The organism is Streptomyces sp. CNZ287 (assembly GCF_007827615.1).
This window is the reverse complement of sequence record NZ_VISV01000003.1, coordinates 195940-221584: the sequence shown is the minus strand read 5'-3', so window position 1 is coordinate 221584 and position 25645 is coordinate 195940. Positions and strand designations below refer to the sequence as shown.

The following is a 25645-nucleotide window of genomic DNA, read 5'->3' as shown; positions in this document are numbered from 1 at the left end:
GCGCGCTCGAAGTCGTGCGCCGGTCACCCGGGTATCCCGTACCGTATGGCACGCCGTGCCAAGCTGCAAGACACTCGGTGCCAAAAATCTTTCTCACTTGTCGGCGGCAGCGCACGCATGAGCATGCGAAGGCTCCCCGGCCGGAAGCGGCCGGGGAGCCGGAGACGGGGGGCGGAACCCCCGGTCAGCTCTTCTTCAGCGCCTTCTCGATGGTGCGCATGACCTCGCTCAGCGGCGCGTCCGTACGGGCCACCGCGACCAGCACGTCCGAGCCCTCACCGCCCCCCGCGACGACCGCCGGAGCGCCCGCCGCGCCCGCCTCCGCGCCGCCCAGGGTCGCGGGGCCGTGCGGCTGGCCGACGCCGGTGAACCTGGCCCGCACCACCGCGAAGGCGCGGTCGAGCTGGCCCTCCACGTCGCCCTCCGCGCCCGCGCGCAGCCAGCGGCGCAGCACGTGGTTGTGCGCGGTGACCACCGCGGAGGCGGCGACCTCGGCAAGCAGCGGGCCGTCGTCGCCGTCCTGGTGGGCGCCCTCGTCGAAGTGGCCCAGCAGGTAGCGGGTGAAGAGCCGCTCGTAGCGGGAGACCGAGGCGATCTCCCGCTCGCGCAGCGTGGGCACCTCACGGGTCAGGCGGTAGCGCTCGACGGAGACCGCGGGCTGGGCCGCGTACATCCGCATGACCTCCCGGATGCCGCGGCAGACGGTGTCCAGCGGGTACTCGTGCGGCGGCGCGGCGTCCAGGACGGCCTTCACGCGCTCCAGCGTGTCGTCGTGGTCGGGGAAGATCGCCTCCTCTTTGGAGCGGAAGTGGCGGAAGAAGGTGCGCCGGGCCACGCCCGCCGCGGCGGCGATCTCGTCCACTGTCGTCGCCTCGTAGCCCTTGGTCGCGAACAGCTCCATGGCGGCGGCCGCGATGTCGCGGCGCATCTTCAGGCGCTGGGTGCTGGAGTTCGAACGGCTGGGCTTCGCAGGCTGGGACATGTAAGGAACGTACTCCATGCGTGGCCCCCGGATCTCCGCCAATTCGGGGACGGCCGGGCGGGCGCCCTGCCGGCGGCGGTCAGCGCCCGGCGGCGGCGTACTCGCGGAAGCCGCGGCCCGTCTTGCGGCCGAGGCAGCCGGCGGCCACCAGGTGCTCCAGCAGCGGCGCGGGCGCCAGGCCGGGGTCGCGGAACTCGCGGTGCAGCACACGCTCGATGGCCAGCGAGACGTCCAGGCCGACGACGTCCAGCAGCTCGAAGGGGCCCATGGGGTAGCCGCCGCCGAGCTTCATCGCGGCGTCGATGTCGTCGGGCGAGGCGTAGTGCTCCTGGACCATCTTCACCGCGTTGTTGAGATACGGGAAGAGCAGCGCGTTGACGATGAACCCGGCCCGGTCGCCGCAGTCCACCGCGTGCTTGCCCAGCCTGGCGCAGACCGCGCGGACGGTGGCGTGCGCGTCGTCCGCGGTACGGACCGTGCGCACCACCTCGACGAGCTTCATCGCCTGCGCCGGGTTGAAGAAGTGCATGCCGACCACGTCCTCGGGGCGCGAGGTGGCGGCGGCGCAGGCGATGACGGGCAGCGAGGAGGTGGTGGTCGCCAGCACCGCACCGGGCCGTGCCACCTCGTCCAGGGCGGCGAACACCTGCCGCTTGACCGCCAGGTCCTCGGCGACGGCCTCCACCACCAGGCCGGCGCCGGCCAGCGCGTCCAGGGTGCCGGCGGGGGAGATCCGGGCCAGCGCGGCGTCGCGGCCGGCGGCGTCGAGGCGGCCCCTGGCCACGGAGCGGTCCAGCGACGCGGCGACCCGGGCCCGGGCCGCCGCCGCCTTGTCCGTGCTGCGGGCGGCGAGGGTGACCGCGTACCCGGCCCGGGCGCAGACCTCCGCGATGCCGCTCGCCATCGTGCCCGAGCCGGCCACGCCGATCTCCTCGACGGGCCGCGGCGGCGCGCCCGGCGCCGCGGCGCCGGGCGCGGCGTCCGGCACGACGGTGCCGCTGCCCGGGGCGTCGTAGGCGTAGAAGCCGCGGCCCGCCTTGCGGCCGGTGAACCCGGCGGCGGTCAACTGGCCGAGGACGGGTGCGGGGGCGTGCAGCCGGTCCTGCGACGCGGCGTACATGGCCTCCAGCACCGTACGCGCGGTGTCGACGCCGATGAGGTCGAGCAGCTCCAGCGGGCCCATGGGCAGGCCGCAGCCGAGCTTCATCGCCGCGTCGATGTCCTCGCGGGTGGCGTACCGCGACTCGTACATCGCCGCGGCCTGGTTGAGATAGCCGAAGAGCAGCCCGTCGGCGATGAACCCGGGCCGGTCCCCGACCGCGACGGGCTCCTTGCCCAACTCCCGTACCAGCGCGGTGACCTGCGCCACCGCGGACGGCTCGGTGAGTACCGAGGAGACCACCTCCACCAGCCGCATCGCCTGGACCGGGGTGAAGAAGTGCAGGCCGAGGACGCGCTCGGGGCGGGCGGAGGAGGCGGCGAGGCGGGTGACGGACAGCGCGTTGGTGCCGGTGGCCAGCACGGTGCCGGGGCGGACGATGCCGTCCAGCTCTGCGATGACCTGCTGCTTGATCTCGTACGACTCGGGCACCACCTCGATGACCAGGTCCGCGTCCGCGGCCGCGCGCAGGCCGGGGAACGTGCGCAGCCGGGCCAGGACGCCGGCGCGATCCCCCTCGGCGAGCCGGCCACGGGCCACGGCGCGCTCGGTGGCGCGCTCCAGCGCGGCGACGCAGCCGCGGGCGGCGGCCGGGCTCACGTCGATGCCGACGACCTCGCGGCCGGCGCGGGCCAGCACCTCGCAGAGGCCGGTGCCCATGGTGCCGAGGCCGACGACGGCCACGGTGGGGAAGGGAACAGGGGGGAACTCGGGGGACTCGGGGACAGGGCTGCGGTCCATCGCGGGACTCCAGTCGTGACGCGGGAGATGAGGGTCCGGGGCCGCACGCGCACGGAGTCCGGGCCGGGGCGCGGGAGCCCGCGGCGGGAACCGCGCGGGGCGGCGGAGCGCGCGCGGCGAGATCCGCGGCCTGCCCTGTCCCGGGGCCGGGCGTCCTCGCCACGGGCACCGGGGCGCCCGTCGCGCGTGCTGTCAGTTGCCGAACCGACTTCAGCTCTCGGCGGCTGCGTCACCAGACCGCCCGAGCAGGGGTGCTGCTCGTCCCCCGAGCTTAACTCGTGAGTAACCATGGGCGCCAGAGGGCGAATCAGGGAATGTACCCGTCAGCAGGGGCACACATGGAGTGAACCCCGATCGACGAGCCCGTCACCGACCGGTGGCGGGTACGTACCCTGAGTGCCGGCGAGGCAGGGGGCCGAGGCATGGACCAGGAGTATCTGGCGCTCACCGAACGGATCCGCGGCAGGCTGGAGGACCCGCCGGCGCGGGCGCGGTTCGAGCACATGACCGCGCTCGCGCGGCAGCGCACGACCACCGCCCACGAGGAGCTGGCGCGCGTGCTGGAGCAGCCGGGCGAGCCGCTGTGGGCCCGGGAGCTGGCGGCCTTCGCGCTGGGCACGGCGGGGGACCGGCGGGCGTTCGAGACGCTGGTGCTGCTGCTCAACTACCGCGATCCGGTACGGGCGGAGAGCGCGGCGTGCGCGCTGGCCCGGCTCGGCGACCCGCGCACCGCGCGGGCGGCGGCGGCCCTGGCGACCAACCCGCTGCGCACCGCGTACGCGCTGCACGCCATCCGGCTGCTGGTCAGGCTGCGCGCGCCGGAGTCGGCGCCCGCGCTGATCAGCACGCTCCAGCGGCTGGTGCGCGAGCCGCAGCACCACTGGCCGATCGCCACCGCCTGCGTGGAAGGGCTGGGCGAGCTGGGCGACCCGCGCGCGATCCCGGCGCTCTCCGAGGCGCTCGGCTTCCCGCAGTTGTGGCGCGCGGCGACGGCGGCGATCACCCGCATCGGCCCGCGCACCCCGTCGCAGTGAAGGCGGCGCGGGGCGAGGGCGGAGCGGTGCGGGCCGCGGGCGCGGCGGCACGGCCCCGGCTCGCGGCGTAGCGGCGCGGGGCGGCGTCAGAGGAGCGTCAACTGCGTGTTCTCCGGGCCCTCCGGCGGCGCGCCAGGACCCCCCTCGGGCTCGATACGGCGCGCGATGCCCGGGGCCGACGGGCCTATGCCCAGCTCCGCCGCGTACTCGTGGACCTGGCGGGTGATCTGGCGCTGATACCACTTCGGCGCATACGACCCGCCCGCATACATCGTGCGGTAGCGGCGGACCAGATGCGGGTGGTGGTACTCCAGCCAGGCCATGAACCACTCCCGCGCGCCCGGCCGCAGATGCAGCACCAGCGGCGTCACCGACGTGGCGCCCGCCTCCGCCACCGTCCGCACCGTGGCGCGCAGTTGCCGGGGGGAGTCGCTGAGGAACGGGATCACCGGCGCCATCAGCACCCCGCAGCCGATACCGTGCTCGGCGAGCGTGCGCACCACGTCGAGCCGGCGCTGCGGCGCGGGCGTGCCCGGCTCCACGGTGCGCCACAGCTCCTCGTCCAGAAATCCCACCGAGACCGCGACCCCGACCTGCGTGACCTCGGCCGACTGCTTGAGCAGGGGCAGGTCGCGGAGGATCAGCGTGCCCTTGGTGAGGATCGAGTACGGATTGGCGAAGTCCCGCAGCGCCGCGAGGATGCCGGGCATCAGCCGGTAGCGTCCTTCGGCCCGCTGGTAGCAGTCGACGTTCGTGCCCATGGCGATGTGCTCGCCGCGCCACCGGCGGCTCGCCAGCTCGCGGCGGAGCAGCTCCGGGGCGTTGATCTTCACCACGATCTGCGAGTCGAAGCCGCGGCCGGTGTCGAGGTCCAGGTAGCCGTGGGTCTTCCTGGCGAAGCAGTAGACGCAGGCGTGGCTGCAGCCCCGGTAGGGGTTCACGGTCCAGTCGAAGGCCATCCGCGACGCGCCCGGCACCCTGTTGACGATCGAGCGGGCCCGCACCTCGTGGAACGTGATGCCGCGGAACTCCGGGGTGTCGAAGGTGCGGGTCACGACGGCCGCCGTGCCGAAGAGGGCGGGCGGCCCGGCCCCGGTGGCCGCGCCCCCGTCGGCGGCCTCGTCGGTCAGATTCTCCCAGCGCATCGGCACCTCCCGTTGATCTGCCGCCGAGAATAGAACACACGTTCCCTTCGCGTCGAGTCCTCGATCGGGTGACCCTGGTCAACGCCGCTCCGCGCGGGCCGCCGTGCGGCTCGCCGGTTCGGGTGGATTCCCGCCGCGCGCCCGTACGCCTCCCGCTCCGCGGGCCCGTTCGCGAAAGCCGCTGATGAGCGCCCGACCGGCGTCCCGCGCACCGGAGTTGGCACGGCTCGGCCGGGCCGTACGGGGGAGTGAATCGCGTTTGCCCCCGGATCTTGGACGGTGCGAAGAATGGTCCGGCGCAGGCGGACGATGGGGAGCTGGCACGTGGGGACGACCCTGGTGAACGACGAGCCGGTCACCGTGCCCGCGGCCGGCCCGGCGGTGGGCACGGCGGAGCCGGCGCAACGGCCGGGACGTACCGGAAAGGGCGGACCGCCGGCCGGGAGCGGCGCCGCGCCCGGCGCCGGCGACGGCGACGGCGATGAGCTGAGCCCCTGGCGTGTCCGGCTGGTGTTCCCGGCCCTGATGCTCGCGCTGCTCCTCGCCGCGCTGGAGCAGATGATCGTCGCCACCGCGCTGCCGAAGATCGTCGGCGAGCTGCACGGCCTGGACCAGATGTCCTGGGCGATCACCGCCTATCTGCTCACGTCCACCATCAGCCTGCCGATCTACGGCAAGTTCGGCGACCTCTTCGGCCGCAAGGGCGTCTTCCAGTTCGCCATCGTGGTGTTCGTCGCCGGCTCCGCCCTCGCCGGGGCCTCGCGCAGCATGGACCAGCTCATCGCCTTCCGCGCCGTCCAGGGACTGGGCGCCGGCGGCCTCCTGATCGGCGTGCAGGCGATCATCGCGGACATCGTCCCGTCCCGCGAACGCGGCCGGTACATGGGCCTGATCGGCGCCTCCTTCGGGCTCGCCTCGGTCGCGGGACCGCTGCTCGGAGGGTTCTTCACCGACGAGCTGTCCTGGCGCTGGTGCTTCTACTTCAACGTGCCCTTCGGCCTGGTCACCCTGCTGGTGACCGGACTGGTGCTGAAGCTGCCCAAGCCGGCGGCCCGGCCCCGGCTCGACGTCCTGGGCGGGCTGTTCCTCGCCGCCGCCTCCACCTGCCTGGTGCTGCTCACCAGTTGGGGCGGCCTGGAGTACGACTGGACCTCCGACGTCATCCTCGGCCTCGGCGCGGGCGCCGTCGCCGCCACCGTCCTGCTGCTCGTCGTCGAGCACTTCGCCGTCGAGCCCGTCATGCCGCTGCGGCTCTTCCGCGACAGCATCTTCAACGTCACCTCCCTGGTCGGGGTGGTGACCGGGGTGGCGATGTTCGGCGCCGCCAGCTACCTGCCGACCTTCCTGCAGATGGTCGACGGCGCCAGCGCCACCGAGTCGGGAATGCTGATGCTGCCGATGATGATCGGCACCGTCGCCGCCTCCATCACCTCCGGCCAGCTCATCACCCGCACCGGCCGCTACCGCCCCTACCCGGTGGCCGGCTGCGCCGTCGCCGCCGTCGGCATGTGGCTGCTCTCCCGGCTGGACGAGGACACCTCGCAGCTCTCGTACAGCATCTGGATGGCCGTCCTCGGCATCGGCCTCGGGCTCGTCCTGCCCGTGCTCATCCTCGCCGTGCAGAACGCGGTGCGCCCCGCCGACCTGGGCGTCGCTACCAGCGCGCACAACTACTTCCGGCAGATCGGCGGCTCGGTCGGCACGGCCGTCTTCGGCACCCTCTTCTTCGACCGCCTGGCCGACGAACTGGCCGGCACCCTGCCCCCGCCGCCCCCCGGCGCCACGCTGCCGGAGGCGGAGTCGATCACCCCCGAGGCCGTCCACGCGCTCGACGCCGAGCTGCGCGACGGCTACATCCGCGCCTACGCCGAGGCCATGCCGGGCATCTTCCTGTACCTGGTGCCCGTGCTCGTCCTCGGCGTGGTGTTCGCGTTCCTGCTGAAGGAGAGACCACTGGTGTCCCAGAACCACTCGGGGCCCGGCCCCGCCACGGACGAGTACCCGGGGGTCGACACCACCGTGCCCGCGGCCCGCGGCACCGTCCCGGCGGGCGCCGGCGTGCCGGTGTGCGGCAGCGTGCAGCACCAGGACGGCACCACCGTGCCGCGCGCGGCGCTCACCCTCATCGACGGCGCCGGCCGCCAGGTGGGCCGTGACGCCAGCCGTGACGACGGCCGGTACGTGCTGCCGACCCCGGGCGCGGGCTCGTACGTCCTGGTGGCCGCGGCCGGCGGGCACCAGCCGCAGGCCGTCACGGTCACCGTCGGGGACCGGCCGGTCGAACTGGACCTGGTGCTGGGCGGTGCGGGCCGCATCTGCGGCACCGTCGCGGCGGCCGACGGCACGCCGCTGGGGAACGTCGTCGTAACGCTCACCGACGCGCGCGGGGAGGTCGTCGCCTCGGCGCGCAGCAGCCACGACGGCTCGTACGCGATCGGCGAGCTGGTCGCGGGCGAGTACACCCTGGCGGCCACCGCACCGGGCTTCCGGCCCGCGGCGCTGCCGGTGTCGGTGCAGGCGGCGCGGGAGACCCGGCAGGACGTCGAGCTGGCCGGCGGCGCGGTGCTCCGCGGCACCGTGCGGGCGTACGGCGGCAGGCCGGTGGAGGACGCCAGGGTGACGCTCCTGGACGCCGCGGGCAACGTCGTCGACACCGGCACCACGGGGCCGGACGGCGCGTTCCGCTTCGTCGACCTGTCGGCGGGCGAGTACACCGTCATCGCCGCGGGATACCCGCCGGTGGCCACCGTGCTGCGCGTGGAGGGCGGCGGCCGCACGGAACGCGACCTCCAGCTCGGCCACGGCGACTAGCCGCCGCTCCGGCCGGGCGGACGACCCGCGCCGGGGCGGGTGCGCCGGGGCGCGGCGCCAGTCGTCGCGAGCGTGCATCCTCCGGCTGGCGGAGGACCGCGACGGTTGTCGAAGTGGCTGGTCGCGGGGCGTTCCGGGGGAGTTGGGGCGGTCTAGACCTCTGTACGTATCCACAGGGGTTTCACCGCTTCGTCCGACCGCGTACCGTGGCTCGGCATGAAGGTCTTGATCAGCGCCGACATGGAGGGGGCCACCGGCGTCACGTGGCCCGCCGACGTGCTTCCCGGCGGCCCGCAGTGGGAGCGCTGCCGGCCCATGTTCACATCCGACGTCAACGCCGCCATCGAGGGCTTCTTCGCCGGCGGCGCCGACGAGGTGCTGGTCAACGAGGCGCATTGGACGATGCGCAATCTGCTGCTGGAGCGCATCGACGACCGCGCCCAGATGCTCACCGGGCGGCACAAGTCGCTGTCCATGGTCGAGGGCGTCCAGCACGGCGACGTCGACGGCATCGCCTTCGTGGGTTATCACACGGGCGCGGGCGCCGAAGGGGTCCTCGCGCACACCTACCTGGCCAACTCCCTCACGGGCGTCTGGCTCAACGGCGTGCGGGCCAGCGAGGGCCTGCTGAACGCGCACGTGGTCGCCGAGTTCGGCGTCCCCGTCGTGCTCGTCACCGGCGACGACAAGACGATCGAGGACGCCAAGGGGTACGCGCCCGCGGCCCCCGGCGTCGCCGTCAAGGACTACGTCTCGCGGTACGCCGCGGTGTGCCGCACCCCGGCGCGTACCGCCGCGGACATCCGGGCCGCGGCCGCCGAGGGCGCGGCGCTCGCGGTGCGGGCGGAGCCGGTGCGCGGCGGCCCGTTCACGGTGGAGCTGGAGTTCGACGCGGAGCATCTGGCCGGCGCGGCCACGGTGGTGCCGGGCGTGGCGCCGACCGGCGAGCGGCGCGTGGCGTATACGACGGAGACCATGTACGAGGGCATCCGCTGCTTCAAGGCGGTCACCACGCTCGTCTCGGCCGCGGTGGAGGAGCAGTATGGCTGACGCGACCCCGCACGCCCCCGCTGCCCCGCACCCGGGCCCGGACGACGCGGCGCTGGACGAGGTCGTGGGCTTCACCTCCGACCTGATCCGCATCGACACCACGAACCACGGCGGCGGCGACGGCGTCGAGCGCCAGGCCGCGGAGTACGTCGCGGAGCGCCTCGCCGGCGCCGGCATCGAGCCCGCCCTGCTGGAGAAGGCCCCCGACCGGACGAACGTCGTGGCCCGCATCGAGGGCACGGACCCCGGTGCCGACGCGCTGCTCGTCCACGGCCATCTCGACGTGGTGCCCGCCGAGCCCGCCGACTGGAGCGTCCACCCCTTCTCCGGCGAGATCCGCGACGGCGTGGTCTGGGGCCGCGGCGCCATCGACATGAAGAACATGGACGCGATGGTCCTCGCGGTCGTACGGGCCTGGGCCCGCGCCGGCGTCCGCCCCCGCCGCGACATCGTGCTCGCCTTCACCGCCGACGAGGAGGCCAGCGCCGAGTACGGCTCCGGCTACCTCGCCGAGGAGCACGCCGCGCTCTTCGACGGCTGCACCGAGGGCATCAGCGAGTCCGGCGCCTTCACCTTCCACGCCGGCAACGGCCTGCGCCTCTATCCCGTCGCCGCCGGCGAGCGCGGCACGGCCTGGCTGCGGCTCACCGCCCGCGGCCGCGCGGGACACGGCTCGAAGGTCAACGCGGACAACGCCGTGTCCCGGCTGGCCGCCGCCGTCGGCCGCATCGGCGAGCACCGCTGGGCCGTCCGGCTCACCCCCACCGTCCGCGCCGCGCTCGTCGAGACGGCCGCGGCCTACGGCGTCGAGGTCGCCCCCGGGGAGCTGGACGACCCCGCCTTCGACGTGGACGCGCTGCTCGGCAAGCTCGGCCCCGCCGCCGCCCTCGTCGCCCCCACCGTGCGCAACAGCTCCAACCCCACCGTCCTCGAAGCCGGCTACAAGGTGAACGTCATCCCCGGCAGCGCCACCGCCCAGATCGACGGCCGGATGGTGGCCGGCGGCGAGGAGGAGTTCGCGCGCACGCTCGACGAGCTGACCGGACCGTACGTGGACTGGGAGTTCAGCCACCGCGAGGTCCCGCTCACCGCCCCCGTCGACGCGCCCCTCTACGCCGCGATGCGCGCCTCCCTGGAGCGCTTCGACCCCGGCGCGCACGTCGTGCCCTACTGCATGTCGGGCGGCACCGACGCCAAGCAGTTCTCCCGCCTGGGCATCACCGGCTACGGCTTCTCGCCGCTGAAGCTCCCCGCCGGATTCGACTACCAGGAGCTGTTCCACGGCGTGGACGAGCGGGTGCCGGTGGACGCGCTGCACTTCGGCGTGCGGGTGCTGGACGACTTCCTCAGATCGGCCTGACGGCACACCTCCACCCCGGCGGCCGCGCGGGACGCGGCCCACGACCAGCGAGCGCGCCCGCCGAGAACGGCGGCGCCTCGACCACCAGCGGAAAGAGACGACGCCGCCCGTGACCACCGCCCCGTACGGCTCCTGGCCCTCCCCCCTGACCGCCGCCCTCGCCGCGACCCACGACGGCCGCCCGGAGTATCTGGACGCCGTCGGTGACGAGGTGTGGTGGACCGCCCCGCGGCCGCGCGAGGGCGGGCGCCGGGCGCTGGTGCGGCTGCGCCCGGACGGCACCGAGGAGTCGGTGCTGCCCCCGCCGTGGAACGTGCGCAACCGGGTCATCGAGTACGGCGGCCGGCCCTGGGCCGGCGTCCCGCGCGCCACCGGCGGCCCGCTGATCGTCTTCACCCACTTCGCCGACCAGCGGCTGTACGCGTACGAGCCGGACGGCGGCGGCGAGCCGCGCCCGCTCACCCCCGTCTCCGCCGTCGGCGGCGGGCTGCGCTGGTGCGACGCGGTCGTGCTGCCGGAGCGCGGCGAGGTGTGGTGCGTGCTGGAGGAGTTCACCGGCCAGGCCCCCACCGACGTCCGCCGCGTGCTCGCCGCCGTGCCGCTGGACGGCTCCGCCGCGGCCGACCGGTCGGCCGTACGCGAGCTCACCGACGACCGGCACCGCTTCGTCACCGGCCCCCGCCTCTCCCCGGACGGCCGGCAGGCCGCCTGGATCGCCTGGGACCACCCGCAGATGCCGTGGGACGGCACGGAACTGCGCGTCGCCGACGTCACCGGAGAGGGCCGGCTGGCCGGGGTCACCACGGTCCTCGGCGCCCAGACCGGCTCCGAGGCGGAGTCCGTTGCGCAGGCCGAGTGGCTGCCGGACGGCACGCTGGTGGCCGCCACCGACCGCAGCGGCTGGTGGAACCTGCACCGGGTCGACCCCGCCACCGCGGTGACCACCGAACTCTGCCCGCTGCCCGAGGAGTTCGCCGACGCACTGTGGAAGGTCGGGCTGCGCTGGTTCGCCGTTCTCGGCAGCGGCCTCGTCGCCACCCTGCACGGGACCGGCGGCACCCGCCTCGGCGTTCTCGACCCCGCCACCGGCGAGCTGGCCGACGTGCCGGGACCGTGGTCGAACTGGGCCGCGGCCCTCGCCGCCGCCGGCGAGCGGGTCTTCGGCCTGGCCGCGAGCCCCGTCACCGGGTACGAGGTCGTGGAGCTGGACACCGCCACCGGCTACGCCCGCGTCGCGGGCAACGCCCACCGCGACGCCGTCGGCCCGGACTTCCTGCCGCGGCCCGTGTCCCGCACCTTCGCGGGCCCCGGGGGCCGCGAGGTGCACGCCCACGTCTACCCGCCGCGCCACCCGGAGCTGACCGGCCCCGAGGACGAGCTGCCGCCGTACGTGATCTGGGCGCACGGCGGCCCCACCGGGCACGTACCGCTGGTGCTCGACCTGGAGATCGCCTACTTCACCTCGCGCGGCATCGGCGTCGCGGAGGTGAACTACGGCGGCTCCACCGGCTACGGCCGCGCCTACCGCGAGCGGCTGCGCGAGCAGTGGGGCGTCGTGGACGTCGAGGACTGCGCCGCCGTCGCCCGCGCGCTGGCCGACGAGGGCACGGCCGATCCGGCCCGGCTGGCGATCCGCGGCGGCAGCGCGGGCGGCTGGACCACCGCCGCGTCCCTTACCTCGCCGCTGGCCGGGGGGCTGTACGCGTGCGGCACGATCGTCTACCCCATCCTCGATCTCGCCGGCTGGGCCACCGACGAGACCCACGACTTCGAGTCGCGCTATCTGGAGTCGCTGGTCGGCCCGCTCGCCGAGGTGCCCGAGCGGTACCGTGACCGTTCCCCGGTCCACCACGCCGACCGGATCACCGCGCCGTTCCTGCTGCTCCAGGGGCTGGACGACGTGATCTGCCCGCCGGTGCAGTCCGAGCGGTTCCTGGCGGCGCTCGCCGGCCGGGGCGTGCCGCACGCCTACCTGACCTTCGAGGGCGAGGGCCACGGCTTCCGCCGCGCCGACACCCTGATCCGGGCGCTGGAGGCCGAGCTGTCGCTGTACGCGCAGACGTTCGGCTTCGCGGCGCCGGACGTGCCGGCCGTGGACCTGGGCGCGCCCGTGCCCCCCGCCGCCGCGACCGCCCGCCCGGCCGCCCCGGGCACCGGGTCCGCCGCCGCGCTCGTCCGTCCCCGCCGGCTGCGGACCGGCGACCGGGTCGCGGTCGTCGCCCCCAGCGGCGGGTTCCCGCGCAAGGAGCTGGACGCCGGTGTCGAGGTGCTGCGCGGCTGGGGCCTGGACGTCGTCGTTCACCCCACCGCGTACGGCGAGCACGACACACTGTCCTACCTGGCCGCCGACGACGCCGCCCGCGCCCGCGACTTCGAGCGCGCCTGGTGCGACCCGGAGGTCGCCGCGGTCTTCTCCGGCCGGGGCGGCTACGGCGCCCACCGCATGCTCGACCACGTCGACTGGGCCGCCCTGCGCGCCGCGGGACCGAAGGTCTACGTCGGCTTCAGCGACGCCACCGCCCTGCACGAGGCCATCGCGACCCACCTCGGTGTGGCCACCCTGCACGGGCCGATGCCCGCCTGGGCGCCGTTCGCGGCGGACGACGCCACCCGCGAGCACCTGCGCCGCACCCTCTTCGAGCCGGCCGCCGTGCAGCGCCTGACCAGCCCCGGCGCCCGCGCCCTCGTCCCGGGCCGGGCCCGCGGCGTCACCCTCGGCGGCTGTGTCAGCCTGCTCGCCGCCGGTCTCGGCACCCCCGGCGCCCGCGCCGGCGCCGCCGGCGGCATCCTGCTCATCGAGGACGTCGAGGAGGGGGACTACCGGCTCGACCGCATCCTCACCCAGCTCCGCCGCAGCGGCTGGCTGACCGGCGTCGCCGGTGTCGTCTGCGGCACCTGGGAGGACTCCGGCCCGTACGAGGCCGTCCGCGCCGTGCTCGCCGACCGGCTCGGCGACCTCGGCGTGCCGGTGCTGGAGGGCCTGGACTTCGGCCACGGCGTTCCCGCCCTCACCGTCCCGCTCGGCCTCCCCGCCGTCCTCGACGCGGATGCGGGCACCCTCACCCTCGACGCCCCGGGGCTCGCCTGAGCCGCCGCCGGCGTTCGCCCGAACGGTCCCGGCCGCCGGGCGCGATCCCGCAAGCGGGGAGCACGCTGGGCTCATGGCTCACACCTCGGTACGGACCGGCGGCCCCCGGCAGGCGCTCACGGCCCGCCGGGTGGCCGCGCTCGTGCTGGCCGCCCTCGGCCTGGCGTTCATCTTCCAGAACACCCGCCGCACCCGCATCCAACTGCTGTTCTGGGAGGTCACCACGCCGCTGTGGCTGGCGCTGCTGGCGGTGGCGGTGATCGGCATCATCGTGGGGTGGATGCTCCAGCGCCGCAGGTGACGCGGGCGCCCCGCGGCCTCAGCCGCGGAGCAGCGCCGCGCGCAGCGCCCGTACGGGGGCGGTGGCGGTGTCCTGCGTGCGGTGGGCCAGGGCGAGGGTCAGCTCCCAGCGCGGCAGGTCGGTGACGGGCAGCTCGACCAGCGACCCGGCGGCCAGGTCGGGACCCACCGTGGAGCGGAGCCTGCGGGCGACGTGCAGACGGCCGTGTGCTGCGTGCGCTATCTGCCCGCGGCCGTACGCAACGCGCCGGCCGCGACGCGGGACGCGGTGCAGCGCGCGCTCCAGCAGCGCGTCGAGCGCGGTGGGCGGGCGTGGGTGGCGACCACGGTCCTCGACGGCAGGCGGGCGCTGCGGATCAACGTCAACGGGTTCCTCACCCGCCGCGAGCACGTGGACGAACTCGTCGCGCTGCTGCGGGCGGAGGGGCCGCGGGCGGCGGCCGATGTCAGTGCCGGGCCGTAGCGTCGGGACCATGAGCAGCACGCCACCGCCGGGCCGCGAGGTCCCCGCCTGCCACGAGTGGACGCCGCCCGGCGCCGCACCCGCGCTCGTGCCCGCCGCCGGTCCGGGCGGGGCGCTCGGGGCGATACGGCGCTGGCAGGACGGCCGGTGCGCGGTCTGCGGGCTGCGCCCGGCCCGGCTGGTCGTCGACCACCACCACGTCTCCGGGCTGGTCCGCGGCCTCCTCTGCGACTCGTGCAACGTCGCCGAGGGCCGCCGCACCTCGTCCTACGCCGAGCCCTACGCCTCGTACCGCCGCCGTCCGCCCGCGCTGATCGTCGGCCTCACCGAGCGCTATCCCCACTGGCGCCCGAACGCCTACCACTACGTCCTCGGCGACCCGCCCGACGACCCCGCGCTCGCCGCCCGCGTCCTCGGCCACCTCATACGCCACCCGCCCCGGCGCCCCACCGGACGCCCCGTCGAGATCCCCGGGCTGCCCGGCCACTACCTGGTCGGAGACGGGATGCGCCGTCTCGCCGAGCGGCTGGCGGCGGAGGCATAGTGGAGACATGACTGTCCTCTTCCGGCGTACCGCACCGATCCTCCGCATCTTCGACATCGCCAAGGCCCGCGAGTTCTACCTCGGCTACCTGGGCTTCACGGTCGACTGGGAGCACCGATTCGCCGACGGATTCCCGCTCTACATGCAGGTCTCCCGCGGAGACCTCACCCTCCACCTGAGCGAGCACCACGGCGACGCCAGTCCCGGCGCCACGGTCTACGTCGAGGTCGACGGCGCCGGCGAGCTGCACGCCGAGCTGAAGGCCAAGGACTACCCGTACCTGAAGCCGGGACTCGAGGAGGACGCCGGGATCGGCACGATCCTGGAGCTGACCGACCCCTTCGGCAACCGGCTGCGGTTCGTCCAGCCGAACCCCTGACCGGCGGCGGGGCGTACACTCGCCCGGTGCCCGAGAACGACGTCATCGCGGCCGGCGCGCGCACCGCGATCCGCCTCCCGCGCCCCGCGGACGAGGAGGAGTTCCTCGCCCGCGCCCGGGCCAGCGCCCGGCTCCACCACCCGTGGCTGTCCCCGCCCGCCACTCCCGCCGACTACCGCGCCTATCTGGAGCGGCTCACCGAGCCGCAGACCGAGGGCTTCCTCGTCTGCGAGCGGGAGTCGGGCGCCCTCGCCGGCTTCGTCAACATCAACGCCATCGTGCGCCGCGCCTTCCTCTCCGGCGCCCTCGGGTACGCGGCCTTCGTGCCGTACGCGGGCCGCGGGCTCATGTCCGAGGGCATCGGCCTCGTCGTCCGCCACGCCTTCACCCACCTCGGGCTGCACCGGCTGGAGATCAACGTCCAGCCGGGCAACGCCGCCTCCATCGCGCTGGCCAAGCGCGCCGGCTTCCGGCTGGAGGGCTTCTCGCCCGACTACCTCTTCATCGACGGCGCCTGGCGCGACCACGAACGCTGGGCCCTGACCGTCGAGATGACCGACATCGACGGCCCTCCGCGGTAGCGGCCGGCGGCGCGGGTCAGCGGCGGCGGTCGACGTACTCGAAGATGCTGCCGTCGGGGTGGCGCGCCACCATGTTGCGCCCGATCGGCGTCTCCGACGGGCCCGCGACGATCTCCGCGCCGACCGACCGGAGCGTCGCGTACGCCTCGGCGACGTCCTTGACCGCCAGCGTCGCGGTGATTCTGCGCAGCACGTCGAGGGTCTGCGGCGGACCGGACATCAGCAGGAAGCAGCCGACCGCGGCGACGGAGACGCCCGCCTGCGAGAAGTGCTGCGCCTGTTCGCCGGTGAGCCTCTCGTACGTGTCGACGGCGGACTCAAGGTCGTCCACGCAGATGCGCAGTGAGGTGCCGAGGATCTCCATGGGGGAGAGTCTAGGGGCGGCGAAGCCCGCCCGGACGCCGGGCCGTTGACGCGGGTACGCGCCGGGCCAGCCGCGCCGTCACGGCACCCGGCACAGCACCTCGCCGTGCAGCACCGCGAACCACGCGCCCGCCGCCGCCCCCCACTCCCGCCAGCCCCCGGCGATCCGCGCCAGCCCCGCGGCGTCCGTGTGCCCGCCGTCGACCGCGAGGCGGGCGTACGACGAGGCCACCGTGCGGTCCGCCCACGACTCGCTCCACCACGCCCGCTCCTCCGCCGTCGCGAAGCACCATGCGCCCGCCGAGGCCGTGACGTCCTCGAACCCCGCCTCGCGGGCCCAGCCCAGCAGCCGCCTCCCCGCGTCCGGCTCGCCGCCCGAGGCGCGCGCCACCCGCCGGTAGGTGTCCAGCCAGTCGTCCAGGGCGGGCACATCGGGGTACCAGGTCATCGCCGCGTAGTCCGCGTCCCGCGCGGCGACGAGCCCGCCGGGGCGGCACACCCGGCGCATCTCCTCAAGCGCCCGCACGGGGTGCGCGAGATGCTGGAGCACCTGGTGGGCGTGGACCACGTCGAACGAGTCGTCCGGGAAGTCCAGCGCCTCGGCGTCGGCGACGGCGAACTCCACGTTCGCCACGCCCCGTTCCGCCGCCGCGGCGCGCGCCCGCGCCAGGATCCCCTCCTCGGCGTCCACCGCCGTCACCCGGCCCCGGGGCACGAGGGCGGCGAGGTCGGCGGTGATCGTGCCGGGGCCGCAGCCGAGGTCGAGGACGTGCATGTCCGGGCGCAGTTCGCCGGTCAGGTACGCCGCCGAGTTGGCGGCCGTGCGCCAGCGGTGCGAGCGCAGCACCGAGTCGTGGTGTCCGTGCGTGTAAACGGCCATGGCGGCAGCGTAGCTCCGGTCTCGTATGACGAGAAGTATCGTCTCGCTATACGGGAACCCGGGGAGGGTTCGGCGAATCTGGGCGCGTCCTCCGGGTAGCAGCGGGGCCCGGATTGCCCGATCCTGGGAGACGGAGACCGCCGGCGCGAAGGAGAGCCGCAGATGGGCGAGAGCGACCGGCGCCGGGGCGGCATCGCCCCCGCGCGGCTGACCGACCAGCAACTGATAAGGGAGCTGGAGACCATCCACCGCACCCGCCACGACACGCTGCTGCACGGGTCCGCGGCGGCACTCGCCATGCACAACACCCGCATGGCGCAGCTCGAAGGCGAGTACCTGAGCCGGCACCCCGAACGCTCCGTCGCGCTCGGCCGCACCCGTGCAGGCGCACGCGAGCGCGGCTGAGGGACGTGCGCAGGGGACGCGTGCCGAACGGGCCGTACCGGGCGTACGGGCCGGGCGCCGGGCCGTACGCCCGCCGCGCGCCCCGCCGCGCCCGCCCGGCCGCACCTCACCTGACCAGGCGCGCAGCGCACCGCCCCGGAGGCCGCCCGATCTGGGACAGTGGGAGAGATTCGCACTCTTGTGAGCGCCCGACGGGCGCGTGACAGCGGGAGGTGGCGCATGCAGCAGGCCGTCCCCGACGCCGGTCTGCCACCTCCCGCGGAACTCGTCGACTGTTTCGCCGGCGCCGCCACCGCCGCGCCCGGGCCGCCCGGCGGCGGCCCGGGGCTGCGCGCCGCCGCCGCGGGCTACTGGCACCGCCGCGGCCTGGCCACCGACCCCGGGCAGACCGTCGCCGCCCCCGGCGGCCCCGCGCTGCTCCTCGCCCTGGTCGCCGCCGTCGGCGGCGAGGTGCTGCTGCCCCGGCCCTCCGCGTCCTGGTACGCGGCCCAGCCGGCGGTCCTCGGCCGCGCCGTGCACCGCGTGCCCACCACGGCCGAGGCCGGCGGCACCCCCGACCCGATCGCGCTGCTGGAGACCGTCCGGCGGGTACGGGCGGAGGGCGGCGACCCCCGGTTGCTGGTCCTCTCCGTCGCCGACGACCCCACCGGCACCGTGCCGCCGCCGGAGCTGGTGCACGAGGCGTGCGAGGCGGCGGCCCGGGAGGGGCTGCTCGTCGTCAGCGACGAGACGTACCGCGACACGCTGCACGACCCGCACGCCACCGTGCTCGTCAGCCCCGCCGAGATGCTGCCCGACGACGTCGTCGTCCTCGCCGACCTCGGCGGCACGCTCACCCCGCCCGGCTGGCCCGCCGCCGTCGCCCGCTTCCCGGCCACCCGCGCGGGCGCCGCGCTGCACGCCGCCGCGCTGGCCGTGCTCGGCACCGCGGTGCCGCCGCTGCCGCCGCCCGTCGAGGCCGCCGCCACGGCGGCGCTGGCCGAGCCGCCCGCGGTCACCGGCCGGCTGGCCGCCGCCGTCCGGCTGCACACGGCGCTCACCGCGGCCGTACGGTCCGTCCTGACCGGCGCGGGCGCCCTGGTCCGCCCGCCGCACGCCGGCTACCACCTGTACGCGGACCTCGAAGCCCTGCGCCGGGACCTGGCCCGCCGCGGCGTCGTGGACGCCGTGGACCTGGAGACGGCCGTCGTCCGGGCGCTGGGCCCCGGGCCCCGCGCCCGCGCGGTCGTCGGCGCGCAGCGCTTCGGTGACGACCTGACCGCGCTCCGGCTGCGGGTGACGACCGCGCCGCTGCTCGGCGACGCCGGGGGCGCGCACGCCGCCGCCCTCGCCTCGGCGCAGGCCAGGCCGCCCGCCGTCGCGGCGACCACCCTGACCCGCGCCGCCGCGCCCGGCCCGGCAGGCCCCGCCGCCCCCGGAACCGCGGGGGAGGAGCAGCCGGACCCCGCGGACTGGCCGCAGGTGGCCGAGGCGTTGAGGTCCCTCGGATCGGCCCTTACCGAGCTGACAGGAGTGCGCCGTTGACCAGCCAGTCACAGCGGACGGGAGCCGCGGGGCCCGCCGCACCGACCGGGCGCTCCGGCACGGAACCGCGCCCCCTCGGCGAGATCCGCCGCTGGCCGCGGTCCTTCACCGACCGCCTCAACGCCCCCCTCCCCGGCATCGGCATGCTCGCCCGGCTGGCCCGCACCGGCCAGTTCCGCCCGTCGGCCAGGACCCTCGAGGAGATCCCCGAGCTGCCCTACGAGCCGGGGCCGCTGCCCGCCGCGGGGCCCGCCACCGTCGCCGTCACCTGGGCCGGGCACGCCAGTTGGGTGCTGCGCATCGGCGGCCTGACCGTGCTCACCGACCCGCTGTGGTCCCGGCGGATCCTCGGCACCCCCGCCCGCGTCACCCCCGTCGGGGTGCGCTGGGAGGACCTGCCGCCCGTCGACGCCGTCGTCGTCTCGCACAACCACTACGACCACCTCGACCGCCCCACCCTCAAGCGACTGCCGCGCACCACCCCGCTGTTCGTGCCCGCCGGGCTCGCCCGCTGGTGCCGCCGCCGCGGCTTCACCCGGGTCACCGAGCTGGACTGGTGGGAGGCCGCGGAACTGCCCGCGCCCGGCGGGCCGGTGCGCTTCGACTTCGTACCGGCGCACCACTGGAGCAAGCGCACGCTGACCGACACCTGCCGCTCGCTCTGGGGCGGCTGGGTGCTCACCGACGGCGCGGGCCGGCGGATCTACTTCGCCGGCGACACCGGCTACGGCCACTTCTTCGAGGAGATCGGCCGCCGGCTGCCCGGCATCGCCCTCGCGCTGCTGCCCATCGGCGCGTACTCGCCGCGCTGGATGCTGGGCCCGGTACACATGGACCCCGAGCAGGCCGTGCGGGCCTGCGGCGACGTCGGCGCGCGGCGGATGGCGCCGATGCACTTCGGCACGTTCCTGCTGTCGGCGGAGCCGCCGCTGGAGCCGCTGCGGCGGGTGCGGGCGGCCTGGGAGCGCACCGGCCGGCCGCGGGCGGAGCTGTGGGACCTGCCGGTGGGCGCGTCGCGGGTGCTGTGACGGTGGCGCGGGGCGTACGGCGCGCACGGCCGCGTACGTACTACGCGCCCCGCCCCGGGCCGCCGTGGCCGCGCAACCGGCGCCACACCGGCGGCGCCACGCTGATCAGCACCGTCAGCGCCACCGCCGCCGCCACGCCCTGCCACGGCTCGGGAAAGAGCGAGCCGCCGAGGATGCCGATCAACTGGTACGTGGCCGCCCACGCCAGACAGGCGGGGAAGTTGCCCCGTACGAACGTGCGCAGCGGCATCCGCGCCAGCAGGCACGCCAGCATCACCGGGATCCGCCCGGCCGGCAGCAGCCGCGACAGCACGAGCACCGAGATCCGGTGCTGCTCCAGCCTCCGCTGCGCGTGGGCGAGTTGCTCGGGGGCGACCCGGTCGCGCAGCCGGTCGAGCCAGCGCGAGCCGTTGCGCGAGCGCACGCCGCGGCCGCCCAGCCAGTACAGCGCGACGTCGCCGAGGAAGGCGGCGATCGCGGCGGTGCCGAACACCAGCAGCAGCGCGTACGCGGCCTCGTGGTGGAAGGCGACGACGGCGGCGGAGCTGACCACGGCACCCGTCGGCACCACGGGCACCAGCGATCCGACGAGCACGAGCAGGAAGAGCGACGGGTAGCCCACCGCCTGCTGCGCGGGGGCCACGTCCCGGGCGGCGGCGAGCAGCTCGGGCGGTGCGTTCGGCAGCCTCAACGGGCCGCCTCCAGCCGCATGCCCTCGCCGTGCCCCAGCCGGTGCACCGCCACCTCGGGGGCCAGCGCCGCGGCCCGGCGGACGAAGTCGTGGCCGGGGGCGTGGAACTCGTGCGGGCGGACGGCGTCCATGCCGATCGGCCAGTACGTGCCGTAGTGCACCGGCACCGCCGCGCGCGGGGCCAGCTCGGCCAGCGCCTCCGCGGCGCGGCCGGGGTCGAGGTGCCCGTGGCCGAGGAACGGGCCCCAGCCGCCGACGGGCAGCAACGCCACGTCGCACGGGCCCACGGCGCGGGCCATGCCGTCGAAGAGGCCGGTGTCGCCGGCGAAGTAGGTACGGGCCTCGCCCTCGAAGACGTAGCCCAGCGCGGGCGCGGTGCGCGACCCGTAGGGCCAGCGGCGGCCGTCGTGGGCGGCGGGCACGGCGCGTATCGTCAGCGGCCCGGCGACGACCTCGTCCCCCGGGCGCACCTCGGTCACCCGCAGCCCGCGGGAGTCGGCGAGCCGCCGCAGCCCGGGGACGGCGCCCGGGGCGCCGTGCGGCACCACGAGCCGGGTGCCGGGCGCGATCCTGGCCAGGGACGGCAGGTGCAGGTGGTCGGAGTGCAGGTGGGAGACGACCACGACGTCGGCCATCGCGGCCGCGGGCGGCGGCAGCGCGCCGCGGCGCCGCCGCAGGTGCATCAGCCGCGGTACGAACAGCGGGTCTGTCAGCACCCGCACCCCCGAGTCCCGCACGGTCGCGGTGGCATGCCCCCACCACGTGATCTCGACCGGCAACGCCCGCTCCCTCCGCCGCCACCACCAGCTCCGGCCCCACCGAGGGTACGGCGTCCCGCCCGCCCCGTGCGGCCCCGCGGCTCCGGGCGGAACGGGTTGCCGCCCGGCTGTGGAAGGCTGGTACGACAGGAGCGGAGGTGAGACAGCGCATGGCAGAGCCGCGGAAGGCGCCCGGCGGGTACTCCGGACCGGGTGAAGAGCCCGAGTCCGGGGAGGGCGCGGGGGAGGGCACCAGACCCGGCCCGGACCCCCGGTCCGGGCCGCACGCCGGGTCCCGCGCGGACCCGGACCCCCTGTCCCGCACCGAGCCGGGGCCCGAGTCCGGCACGGAGCCGGACGGCCGGTCCCCCGCGGAGCCGGGCCACGAACCCGGTACGGAGCCGGACGACCCGTTCCGTACGGACGAGGACGACCCGCCCCGCACCGGCTCCGGATCCCGCGCGGGCCTGACCGCCCTGCGGGCCGCGGCCACGCGCAGGGGCCGCCGCGCCGCCGCCCGCGGCCTCGGCCGGATCGTCGTCGTGTGGGCCGTCGGCACGGTGACGATGCTCATCCTCGCCGGCGCCCTGCCCGACTTCCGGCTCCAGGCGCCCGGCGGCGACAGCGCCACCCACATCGCCGTCACCGCCGCCGTCGGCGCCGGCGTCTTCGGCGTGCTCTCCGCGCTGGTCTGGCCCGTACTCGTCCGGGCCCTGCTGCTGGTGCCCGCGTTCGTGCTCGGCCTGCTCGTCTTCTTCCTCAACGGCTCCCTGCTGCTGATCGCGCTCAGCCTCAACCCCACGGGACGCGGCGAGGCCAACCCGGAGACCGCCGTCGTCGTCGCCGCGGTGATGTCCGCCGCGTCCTCCGCCACCAGCACCGCGCTCACCGTCCGCGACGACGGCGCGTACCGCCGCCGGCTCGCCCGGCTCGCATACCGCCGCGGCGCGCCCGCGGTGTCCCCCGACGCCGCCCCCGGCATCGTCTTCCTCCAGCTCGACGGCGTCGGCCACGACGTGCTGCACGCCGCGCTCCAGGAGCGCGAGCGGGCCGGCGGGCGCAGCCTCGGCGGGCAGCGGCTGCTCGCGCACCGGCTGCCGCCGGTGATGGAGACCGTCGCCTCGTGGCACGGCACCAGCCACCGGCTCATCCCCTGGCGCACCGACTGGTCCAGCCAGACGGGCGCCAGCCAGCTCGGCATCCTGCACGGCACCAACGAGGACGTGCCCGCCTTCCGCTGGTACGAGAAGGAGACCGGCGAGGTGATGGTCTGCAGCCATCCCTCCACCGCGCAGGAGCTGGAGCGCCGGGCCGCCTCCCGCACCGCAGACCCGGCCGCGCCCGGCGGGCTGCTGGCCACCGGCGAGCCCGGCGACACCGCTAGCCGCGGCAACCTCTTCACGGGCGGCGCCACCCAGCTCGCCCTCGTGCTCTCGGTCGCCGTCCGGCGGAACAAGAAGACCCGCTCCCGCGCCGGGTACTTCGCCTACTTCTCCGACCCCGCCAACGCCTCCCGCACCTTCGCCTCCTTCGTCGCCGAGGCCGTCCGCGAGGTCTTCCAGTCGCTGCGCTCCCGGCTGCGCCGGGAGACGCCGCGCGTCGGCCGCGGCGGGCTGTACCCGTTCATCCGCGCCTTCGCCACCGTCGTCTCCCGGGACGTCGTCGTGGCCTCCGTCATAGGGGACATGCTCGCCGGGCGCACGGCGGTCTACGCCGACCTCGTCGCGTACGACGAGGTGGCGCACTACGCCGGGCCGCACCACCGCGACACCCAGCAGGTGCTGCGCCGCATCGACCGCTCGATAGCGCTCATCGCCAAGGCCGCGGAGCACGCCCCGCGCCTGTACCGCATCGTGCTGCTGTCGGACCACGGCCAGAGCCACGGCCCGACGTTCGCCGCCGCGTACGGTCTCACGCTGCAGGACCTGGTACGCGCCGGCTGCGGGCTGCCCGTCTCGCGGCGGGTCGGCAAGACCAGGAGCGGCGCCGAGGCCCGCACCGCCGCCCGCGCCGCGCTGCGCCGGCCCGAGCGCCCGGAGGACGGGCACGGCGGCGAGGGGCGCCGCGGGCTGGAGCCCGTGGTGCTCGCCTCCGGGAACCTGGGCCTGGTGTCCTTCCCCGAACTGCCCGGCGTCGCCAGCTGGGAGACGATCGAGCGCCGCCACCCGGCGCTGCTGCCGGCGCTGACGGAGCACCCCGGGGTGGGCTTCGTCCTGGTGCGCTCCGGGGAGCACGGCCCCGTCGTCCTCGGCGCCGACGGGGCGGAGCACCATCTGGAGACCGGCAAGGTCGTCGGCATCGACCCGCTGCTGCCCTTCGGGCCCGGCGCCGCCGGGACGGTGCTGCGCACCGCGCGCTTCCCGCACGCCGCGGACATCATGGTCAACTCCTCGTACGACCCGCAGACCGGCACCGTGCACGCCTTCGAGGACCAGATCGGCTCGCACGGCGGCCTCGGCGGCGAGCAGAGCCGGGCGTTCCTGTTCTGGCCCGAGGGGCTGACGCCGCCGGTTCCGGCGGGGGAGACGCTGGCGGGCGCCGAGTCGGTGCACCGGGTGCTGCGCCGGTGGATCGGCGAGTGCGGCGGCCCGGTCGTGCGCCGGGCGGCGGCGGCCGGGGTGCGCGCGGAGCCGGTGGCGGAGGACCAGCGCGCCGGGTGACGGCGGCCGGGCGGCCCGTCAGCCGGCGGTGCCGTACTCGGGGTGGGCGGCGAGCCACTTCGCGTAGACCGGGTTGCGCCGCGCCGCCTCCGCGTGTGCCGCCCGCGCGTACATCAGCACGGCGGGCGCCGTACCCGCCGCCGGCGACTCCGGATGCCAGCCGATGAGGTGCCGCCAGCTCAGCGGCGTCCCCGTGATCGGCACGGTGGCGATCCCCGGCGTCGGCGGCATGGTCGCCCGGCACAGCCCCACCGCGCGGCCGACCTGCACCAGGTGCGCGCACGAGACGGTGTCGGTCTCCAGGATCGGCGTCGGCGTGAACCCGGCCCGCGCGCACGCCGCCGAGAAGCAGTCCCCGAAGCACCCCTCGCCGGGCACCGTCGTCCACCGCTCCTCGCGGAACCGCCCCAGCTCCAGCTCCGGTTCGTCCGCCGCCGGATGGTCCCCGGCCAGCATGAGGAACACCGGGTCCGTGCCCACGACCCGCCACTCCAGGTCCTCCGCGGGCGGCGGGCTCTCGCCGCAGACCCCGATCAGCGCGAAGTCCAGCCGCCCCGAGGACGCCATCTCGCTGATCTCCTGCACCGACCAGGAGGTGTACGTGCTCACCGGCTCGTCCGGGTGGAGCGCCGCCAGCCGGTCCACCAGCGCCCCCAGCAGCGGCCCGTGCGTGCCGCCGAGCCGGAACCGGTGCATGTCCTCCCAGGCGTTCGCGAACCGCACCGCCTCCTCCTGCAGCTCCCGCACCGCGGGCAGCAGCACCTGCGCCCGGTCGAGCACCAGCTCGCCGAGGGCCGTGGGCCGGGCGCCGGCCCGGTCGCGTACGAACAACGGGCCGCCCAGGGCCCGTTCGATGCGCTTGAGCTGCGCGCTGATCGCCGACTGGGCGAGACCGAGGCGGCCGGCGGCCCGGGTGAGGCTCCCCGTCTCCGCGATGGCGCGCACGAGCTTGAGATGCCGCAGTTCCAAATCCATCGCCGTCTCATCTCAGGCCGGGCACGGGCCGCTTCCGGAAACGTAGGGCCACGGAGGCGGCACCGCAATAGCGCCGAAACCGGCAGGTCGCCCGCCTCAGAGCCGGACCGTGGGGAGCCGGACATTACCTCGCCGGTAATCGACGTGCGGAGCGGGGGCGGGCACCGTAGGGGTATCGGAGCCCGGACCGGCGAACTCCGGCCCGGGTTCCGGCTCTGACCGGTACCTACGTCGTACGGAGGGTGATCCGTCATGTCCGCAGCCGTCTCCCCGACCGCCGCCTCCACCCCGCAGATCACGCTCCGCCGCTGGCTCGGCCTCGACGCCGTCGTCACCGGCGCCAACGGGCTGGCGTACCTGGCCCTTTCCGGGCCCGTCGCCGACCTCCTCGGCGTGGACCGCGGGCTGCTGCTCGTGCTCGGCGCGGTGCTCGTCCTCTACGCCGCCGACGTCGCCTGGCTCGCCCGCAAGCCCGTACCGCCCGCGCGTCTGGTGGCGCTGGTGGTCGACATCAACGTCGCGTGGGCGGTGGCCAGCGTCGTCGTCCTCGTCACCGGGGTCCTCGACCCGACCACCGCGGGATACGTGTGGATCCCGATGCAGGCGGCGGTGGTGCTGGGCTTCGCCGTCGTGCAGTACGGGCTGCTGCGCGGCCTGCGGGCCGCCGCCGGGCGCTGACCGCCCGGACGTACGGGCCGCCGCCCCGGCGCTCGCCGGGGCGGCG

General features: G+C 75.8%; 24 protein-coding genes. 15 read left to right on the top strand and 9 right to left on the bottom strand.

From position 1 onward, the window contains the following. Positions 1–184: 184 nt before the first annotated feature. Together FB457_RS08510 and FB457_RS08505 are read right to left on the bottom strand one after the other, a co-directional pair. Positions 185–982, bottom strand: a complete 798-nt coding sequence (locus FB457_RS08510; protein ID WP_145781397.1) for a TetR family transcriptional regulator — start codon at positions 980–982, stop codon at positions 185–187. A gap of 79 nt (positions 983–1061) precedes the next feature. Beyond that, positions 1062–2882 (bottom strand): 3-hydroxyacyl-CoA dehydrogenase family protein, encoded by a 1821-nt coding sequence (locus FB457_RS08505; RefSeq protein ID WP_047018789.1) that lies wholly within the window; start codon positions 2880–2882, stop codon positions 1062–1064. Positions 2883–3304: 422 nt separating this feature from the next. On the opposite strand from FB457_RS08505, the gene FB457_RS08500 reads away from it, so the two are divergent. Next, positions 3305–3916: a HEAT repeat domain-containing protein gene (locus tag FB457_RS08500; RefSeq protein ID WP_047018790.1), complete on the top strand. Its 612-nt coding sequence runs from the start codon at positions 3305–3307 to the stop codon at positions 3914–3916. 86 nt (positions 3917–4002) lie between these two features. Here FB457_RS08500 and FB457_RS08495 read toward each other — a convergent pair whose 3' ends face one another. Then, on the bottom strand, positions 4003–5061 hold the full coding sequence (locus FB457_RS08495; protein WP_047018791.1) for an Rv2578c family radical SAM protein: 1059 nt from the start codon (positions 5059–5061) through the stop codon (positions 4003–4005). Between the two features lie 324 nt (positions 5062–5385). Between FB457_RS08495 and FB457_RS08490 the strand changes: the two genes are divergently transcribed. The 5 genes from FB457_RS08490 (at position 5386) to FB457_RS08470 (ending at position 13671) form a co-directional block, all read left to right on the top strand. After that, entirely contained in the window at positions 5386–7872 is a 2487-nt protein-coding gene (locus tag FB457_RS08490; RefSeq protein WP_486588962.1) for an MFS transporter, read from the top strand. Positions 7873–8088: 216 nt separating this feature from the next. Further along, entirely contained in the window at positions 8089–8922 is an 834-nt protein-coding gene (locus FB457_RS08485; RefSeq protein WP_047018792.1) for a M55 family metallopeptidase, read from the top strand. Beyond that, the gene (locus FB457_RS08480) at positions 8915–10282 is read left to right on the top strand and encodes a M20/M25/M40 family metallo-hydrolase (protein ID WP_047018793.1); all 1368 of its coding nucleotides are present in this window, start codon (positions 8915–8917) and stop codon (positions 10280–10282) included. The genes FB457_RS08485 and FB457_RS08480 overlap by 8 nt, the downstream gene beginning before the upstream one ends. A gap of 109 nt (positions 10283–10391) precedes the next feature. Then, positions 10392–13370, top strand: coding sequence for a prolyl oligopeptidase family serine peptidase (locus FB457_RS08475; RefSeq protein ID WP_145781396.1), 2979 nt, complete (start codon positions 10392–10394; stop codon positions 13368–13370). A gap of 73 nt (positions 13371–13443) precedes the next feature. Further along, positions 13444–13671, top strand: coding sequence for a lipopolysaccharide assembly protein LapA domain-containing protein (locus tag FB457_RS08470; RefSeq protein ID WP_047018795.1), 228 nt, complete (start codon positions 13444–13446; stop codon positions 13669–13671). An 18-nt stretch (positions 13672–13689) separates the two neighbouring features. Here FB457_RS08470 and FB457_RS35160 read toward each other — a convergent pair whose 3' ends face one another. Next, positions 13690–13839: a hypothetical protein gene (locus FB457_RS35160; RefSeq protein WP_164492597.1), complete on the bottom strand. Its 150-nt coding sequence runs from the start codon at positions 13837–13839 to the stop codon at positions 13690–13692. Positions 13840–13863: 24 nt separating this feature from the next. Here FB457_RS35160 and FB457_RS08465 point away from each other — a divergent pair, with 24 nt between their 5' ends. From FB457_RS08465 to FB457_RS08450, 4 genes are read left to right on the top strand one after another with little or no spacing between them, the layout of a single operon-like run. Next, the gene (locus FB457_RS08465; protein ID WP_047018796.1) at positions 13864–14133 is read left to right on the top strand and encodes a hypothetical protein; all 270 of its coding nucleotides are present in this window, start codon (positions 13864–13866) and stop codon (positions 14131–14133) included. 10 nt (positions 14134–14143) lie between these two features. Then, complete coding sequence (locus tag FB457_RS08460) at positions 14144–14677, top strand: endonuclease domain-containing protein (RefSeq protein WP_047020487.1); 534 nt, start codon at positions 14144–14146, stop codon at positions 14675–14677. Between the two features lie 7 nt (positions 14678–14684). Next, positions 14685–15056: a glyoxalase superfamily protein gene (locus FB457_RS08455; RefSeq protein ID WP_047018797.1), complete on the top strand. Its 372-nt coding sequence runs from the start codon at positions 14685–14687 to the stop codon at positions 15054–15056. 26 nt (positions 15057–15082) lie between these two features. Further along, on the top strand, positions 15083–15637 hold the full coding sequence (locus FB457_RS08450) for a GNAT family N-acetyltransferase (protein WP_047018798.1): 555 nt from the start codon (positions 15083–15085) through the stop codon (positions 15635–15637). A 16-nt stretch (positions 15638–15653) separates the two neighbouring features. On the opposite strand, the gene FB457_RS08445 is transcribed toward FB457_RS08450, so the two are convergent. Together FB457_RS08445 and FB457_RS08440 are read right to left on the bottom strand one after the other, a co-directional pair. After that, positions 15654–16001: a VOC family protein gene (locus FB457_RS08445; protein ID WP_027770346.1), complete on the bottom strand. Its 348-nt coding sequence runs from the start codon at positions 15999–16001 to the stop codon at positions 15654–15656. A gap of 78 nt (positions 16002–16079) precedes the next feature. Continuing rightward, the gene (locus tag FB457_RS08440; protein WP_047018799.1) at positions 16080–16880 is read right to left on the bottom strand and encodes a methyltransferase domain-containing protein; all 801 of its coding nucleotides are present in this window, start codon (positions 16878–16880) and stop codon (positions 16080–16082) included. A 162-nt stretch (positions 16881–17042) separates the two neighbouring features. Here FB457_RS08440 and FB457_RS08435 point away from each other — a divergent pair, with 162 nt between their 5' ends. The 3 genes from FB457_RS08435 (at position 17043) to FB457_RS08425 (ending at position 19837) form a co-directional block, all read left to right on the top strand. Next, complete coding sequence (locus tag FB457_RS08435; protein ID WP_047018800.1) at positions 17043–17285, top strand: DUF6158 family protein; 243 nt, start codon at positions 17043–17045, stop codon at positions 17283–17285. Positions 17286–17504: 219 nt separating this feature from the next. Then, entirely contained in the window at positions 17505–18809 is a 1305-nt protein-coding gene (locus FB457_RS08430) for an aminotransferase class I/II-fold pyridoxal phosphate-dependent enzyme (RefSeq protein WP_145781394.1), read from the top strand. Beyond that, positions 18806–19837 carry an MBL fold metallo-hydrolase gene (locus tag FB457_RS08425; RefSeq protein WP_047018802.1) on the top strand — a complete coding sequence of 344 codons (1032 nt, stop codon included), beginning with the start codon at positions 18806–18808 and terminating at the stop codon, positions 19835–19837. The genes FB457_RS08430 and FB457_RS08425 overlap by 4 nt, the downstream gene beginning before the upstream one ends. A 40-nt stretch (positions 19838–19877) precedes the next feature. Here the strand turns inward: FB457_RS08425 and FB457_RS08420 are convergent, their stop codons facing one another. Then, entirely contained in the window at positions 19878–20522 is a 645-nt protein-coding gene (locus FB457_RS08420; RefSeq protein ID WP_047020488.1) for a DedA family protein, read from the bottom strand. 2 nt (positions 20523–20524) lie between these two features. After that, the gene (locus FB457_RS08415; RefSeq protein ID WP_145781392.1) at positions 20525–21307 is read right to left on the bottom strand and encodes an MBL fold metallo-hydrolase; all 783 of its coding nucleotides are present in this window, start codon (positions 21305–21307) and stop codon (positions 20525–20527) included. Positions 21308–21456: 149 nt separating this feature from the next. Between FB457_RS08415 and FB457_RS08410 the strand changes: the two genes are divergently transcribed. After that, positions 21457–23946: an alkaline phosphatase family protein gene (locus FB457_RS08410; protein ID WP_145781391.1), complete on the top strand. Its 2490-nt coding sequence runs from the start codon at positions 21457–21459 to the stop codon at positions 23944–23946. An 18-nt stretch (positions 23947–23964) separates the two neighbouring features. On the opposite strand, the gene FB457_RS08405 is transcribed toward FB457_RS08410, so the two are convergent. Then, a complete protein-coding gene (locus FB457_RS08405; RefSeq protein ID WP_047018805.1) occupies positions 23965–24921 on the bottom strand; it encodes a LysR family transcriptional regulator in 957 nt (318 codons plus the stop codon). A 252-nt stretch (positions 24922–25173) separates the two neighbouring features. Here FB457_RS08405 and FB457_RS08400 point away from each other — a divergent pair, with 252 nt between their 5' ends. After that, positions 25174–25599, top strand: a complete 426-nt coding sequence (locus FB457_RS08400) for a hypothetical protein (protein ID WP_047018806.1) — start codon at positions 25174–25176, stop codon at positions 25597–25599. The last annotated feature ends 46 nt before the right edge of the window (positions 25600–25645 follow it).

Excerpts from the sequence above, each read along its gene's own strand:
- FB457_RS08410 (WP_145781391.1), top strand. The coding sequence starts at position 21,457 with ATGGCAGAGCCGCGGAAGGCGCCCGGCGGGTACTCCGGACCGGGTGAA.
- FB457_RS08485 (WP_047018792.1), top strand. The coding sequence starts at position 8,089 with ATGAAGGTCTTGATCAGCGCCGACATGGAGGGGGCCACCGGCGTCACG.
- FB457_RS08480 (WP_047018793.1), top strand. The coding sequence starts at position 8,915 with ATGGCTGACGCGACCCCGCACGCCCCCGCTGCCCCGCACCCGGGCCCG.
- FB457_RS08400 (WP_047018806.1), top strand. The coding sequence starts at position 25,174 with ATGTCCGCAGCCGTCTCCCCGACCGCCGCCTCCACCCCGCAGATCACG.
- FB457_RS08510 (WP_145781397.1), bottom strand. The coding sequence starts at position 982 with ATGTCCCAGCCTGCGAAGCCCAGCCGTTCGAACTCCAGCACCCAGCGC.
- FB457_RS08460 (WP_047020487.1), top strand. The coding sequence starts at position 14,144 with ATGAGCAGCACGCCACCGCCGGGCCGCGAGGTCCCCGCCTGCCACGAG.
- FB457_RS08440 (WP_047018799.1), bottom strand. The coding sequence starts at position 16,880 with ATGGCCGTTTACACGCACGGACACCACGACTCGGTGCTGCGCTCGCAC.
- FB457_RS08405 (WP_047018805.1), bottom strand. The coding sequence starts at position 24,921 with ATGGATTTGGAACTGCGGCATCTCAAGCTCGTGCGCGCCATCGCGGAG.
- FB457_RS08455 (WP_047018797.1), top strand. The coding sequence starts at position 14,685 with ATGACTGTCCTCTTCCGGCGTACCGCACCGATCCTCCGCATCTTCGAC.
- FB457_RS08430 (WP_145781394.1), top strand. The coding sequence starts at position 17,505 with ATGCAGCAGGCCGTCCCCGACGCCGGTCTGCCACCTCCCGCGGAACTC.
- FB457_RS08445 (WP_027770346.1), bottom strand. The coding sequence starts at position 16,001 with ATGGAGATCCTCGGCACCTCACTGCGCATCTGCGTGGACGACCTTGAG.
- FB457_RS08495 (WP_047018791.1), bottom strand. The coding sequence starts at position 5,061 with ATGCGCTGGGAGAATCTGACCGACGAGGCCGCCGACGGGGGCGCGGCC.
- FB457_RS08500 (WP_047018790.1), top strand. The coding sequence starts at position 3,305 with ATGGACCAGGAGTATCTGGCGCTCACCGAACGGATCCGCGGCAGGCTG.
- FB457_RS08505 (WP_047018789.1), bottom strand. The coding sequence starts at position 2,882 with ATGGACCGCAGCCCTGTCCCCGAGTCCCCCGAGTTCCCCCCTGTTCCC.
- FB457_RS08470 (WP_047018795.1), top strand. The coding sequence starts at position 13,444 with ATGGCTCACACCTCGGTACGGACCGGCGGCCCCCGGCAGGCGCTCACG.
- FB457_RS08435 (WP_047018800.1), top strand. The coding sequence starts at position 17,043 with ATGGGCGAGAGCGACCGGCGCCGGGGCGGCATCGCCCCCGCGCGGCTG.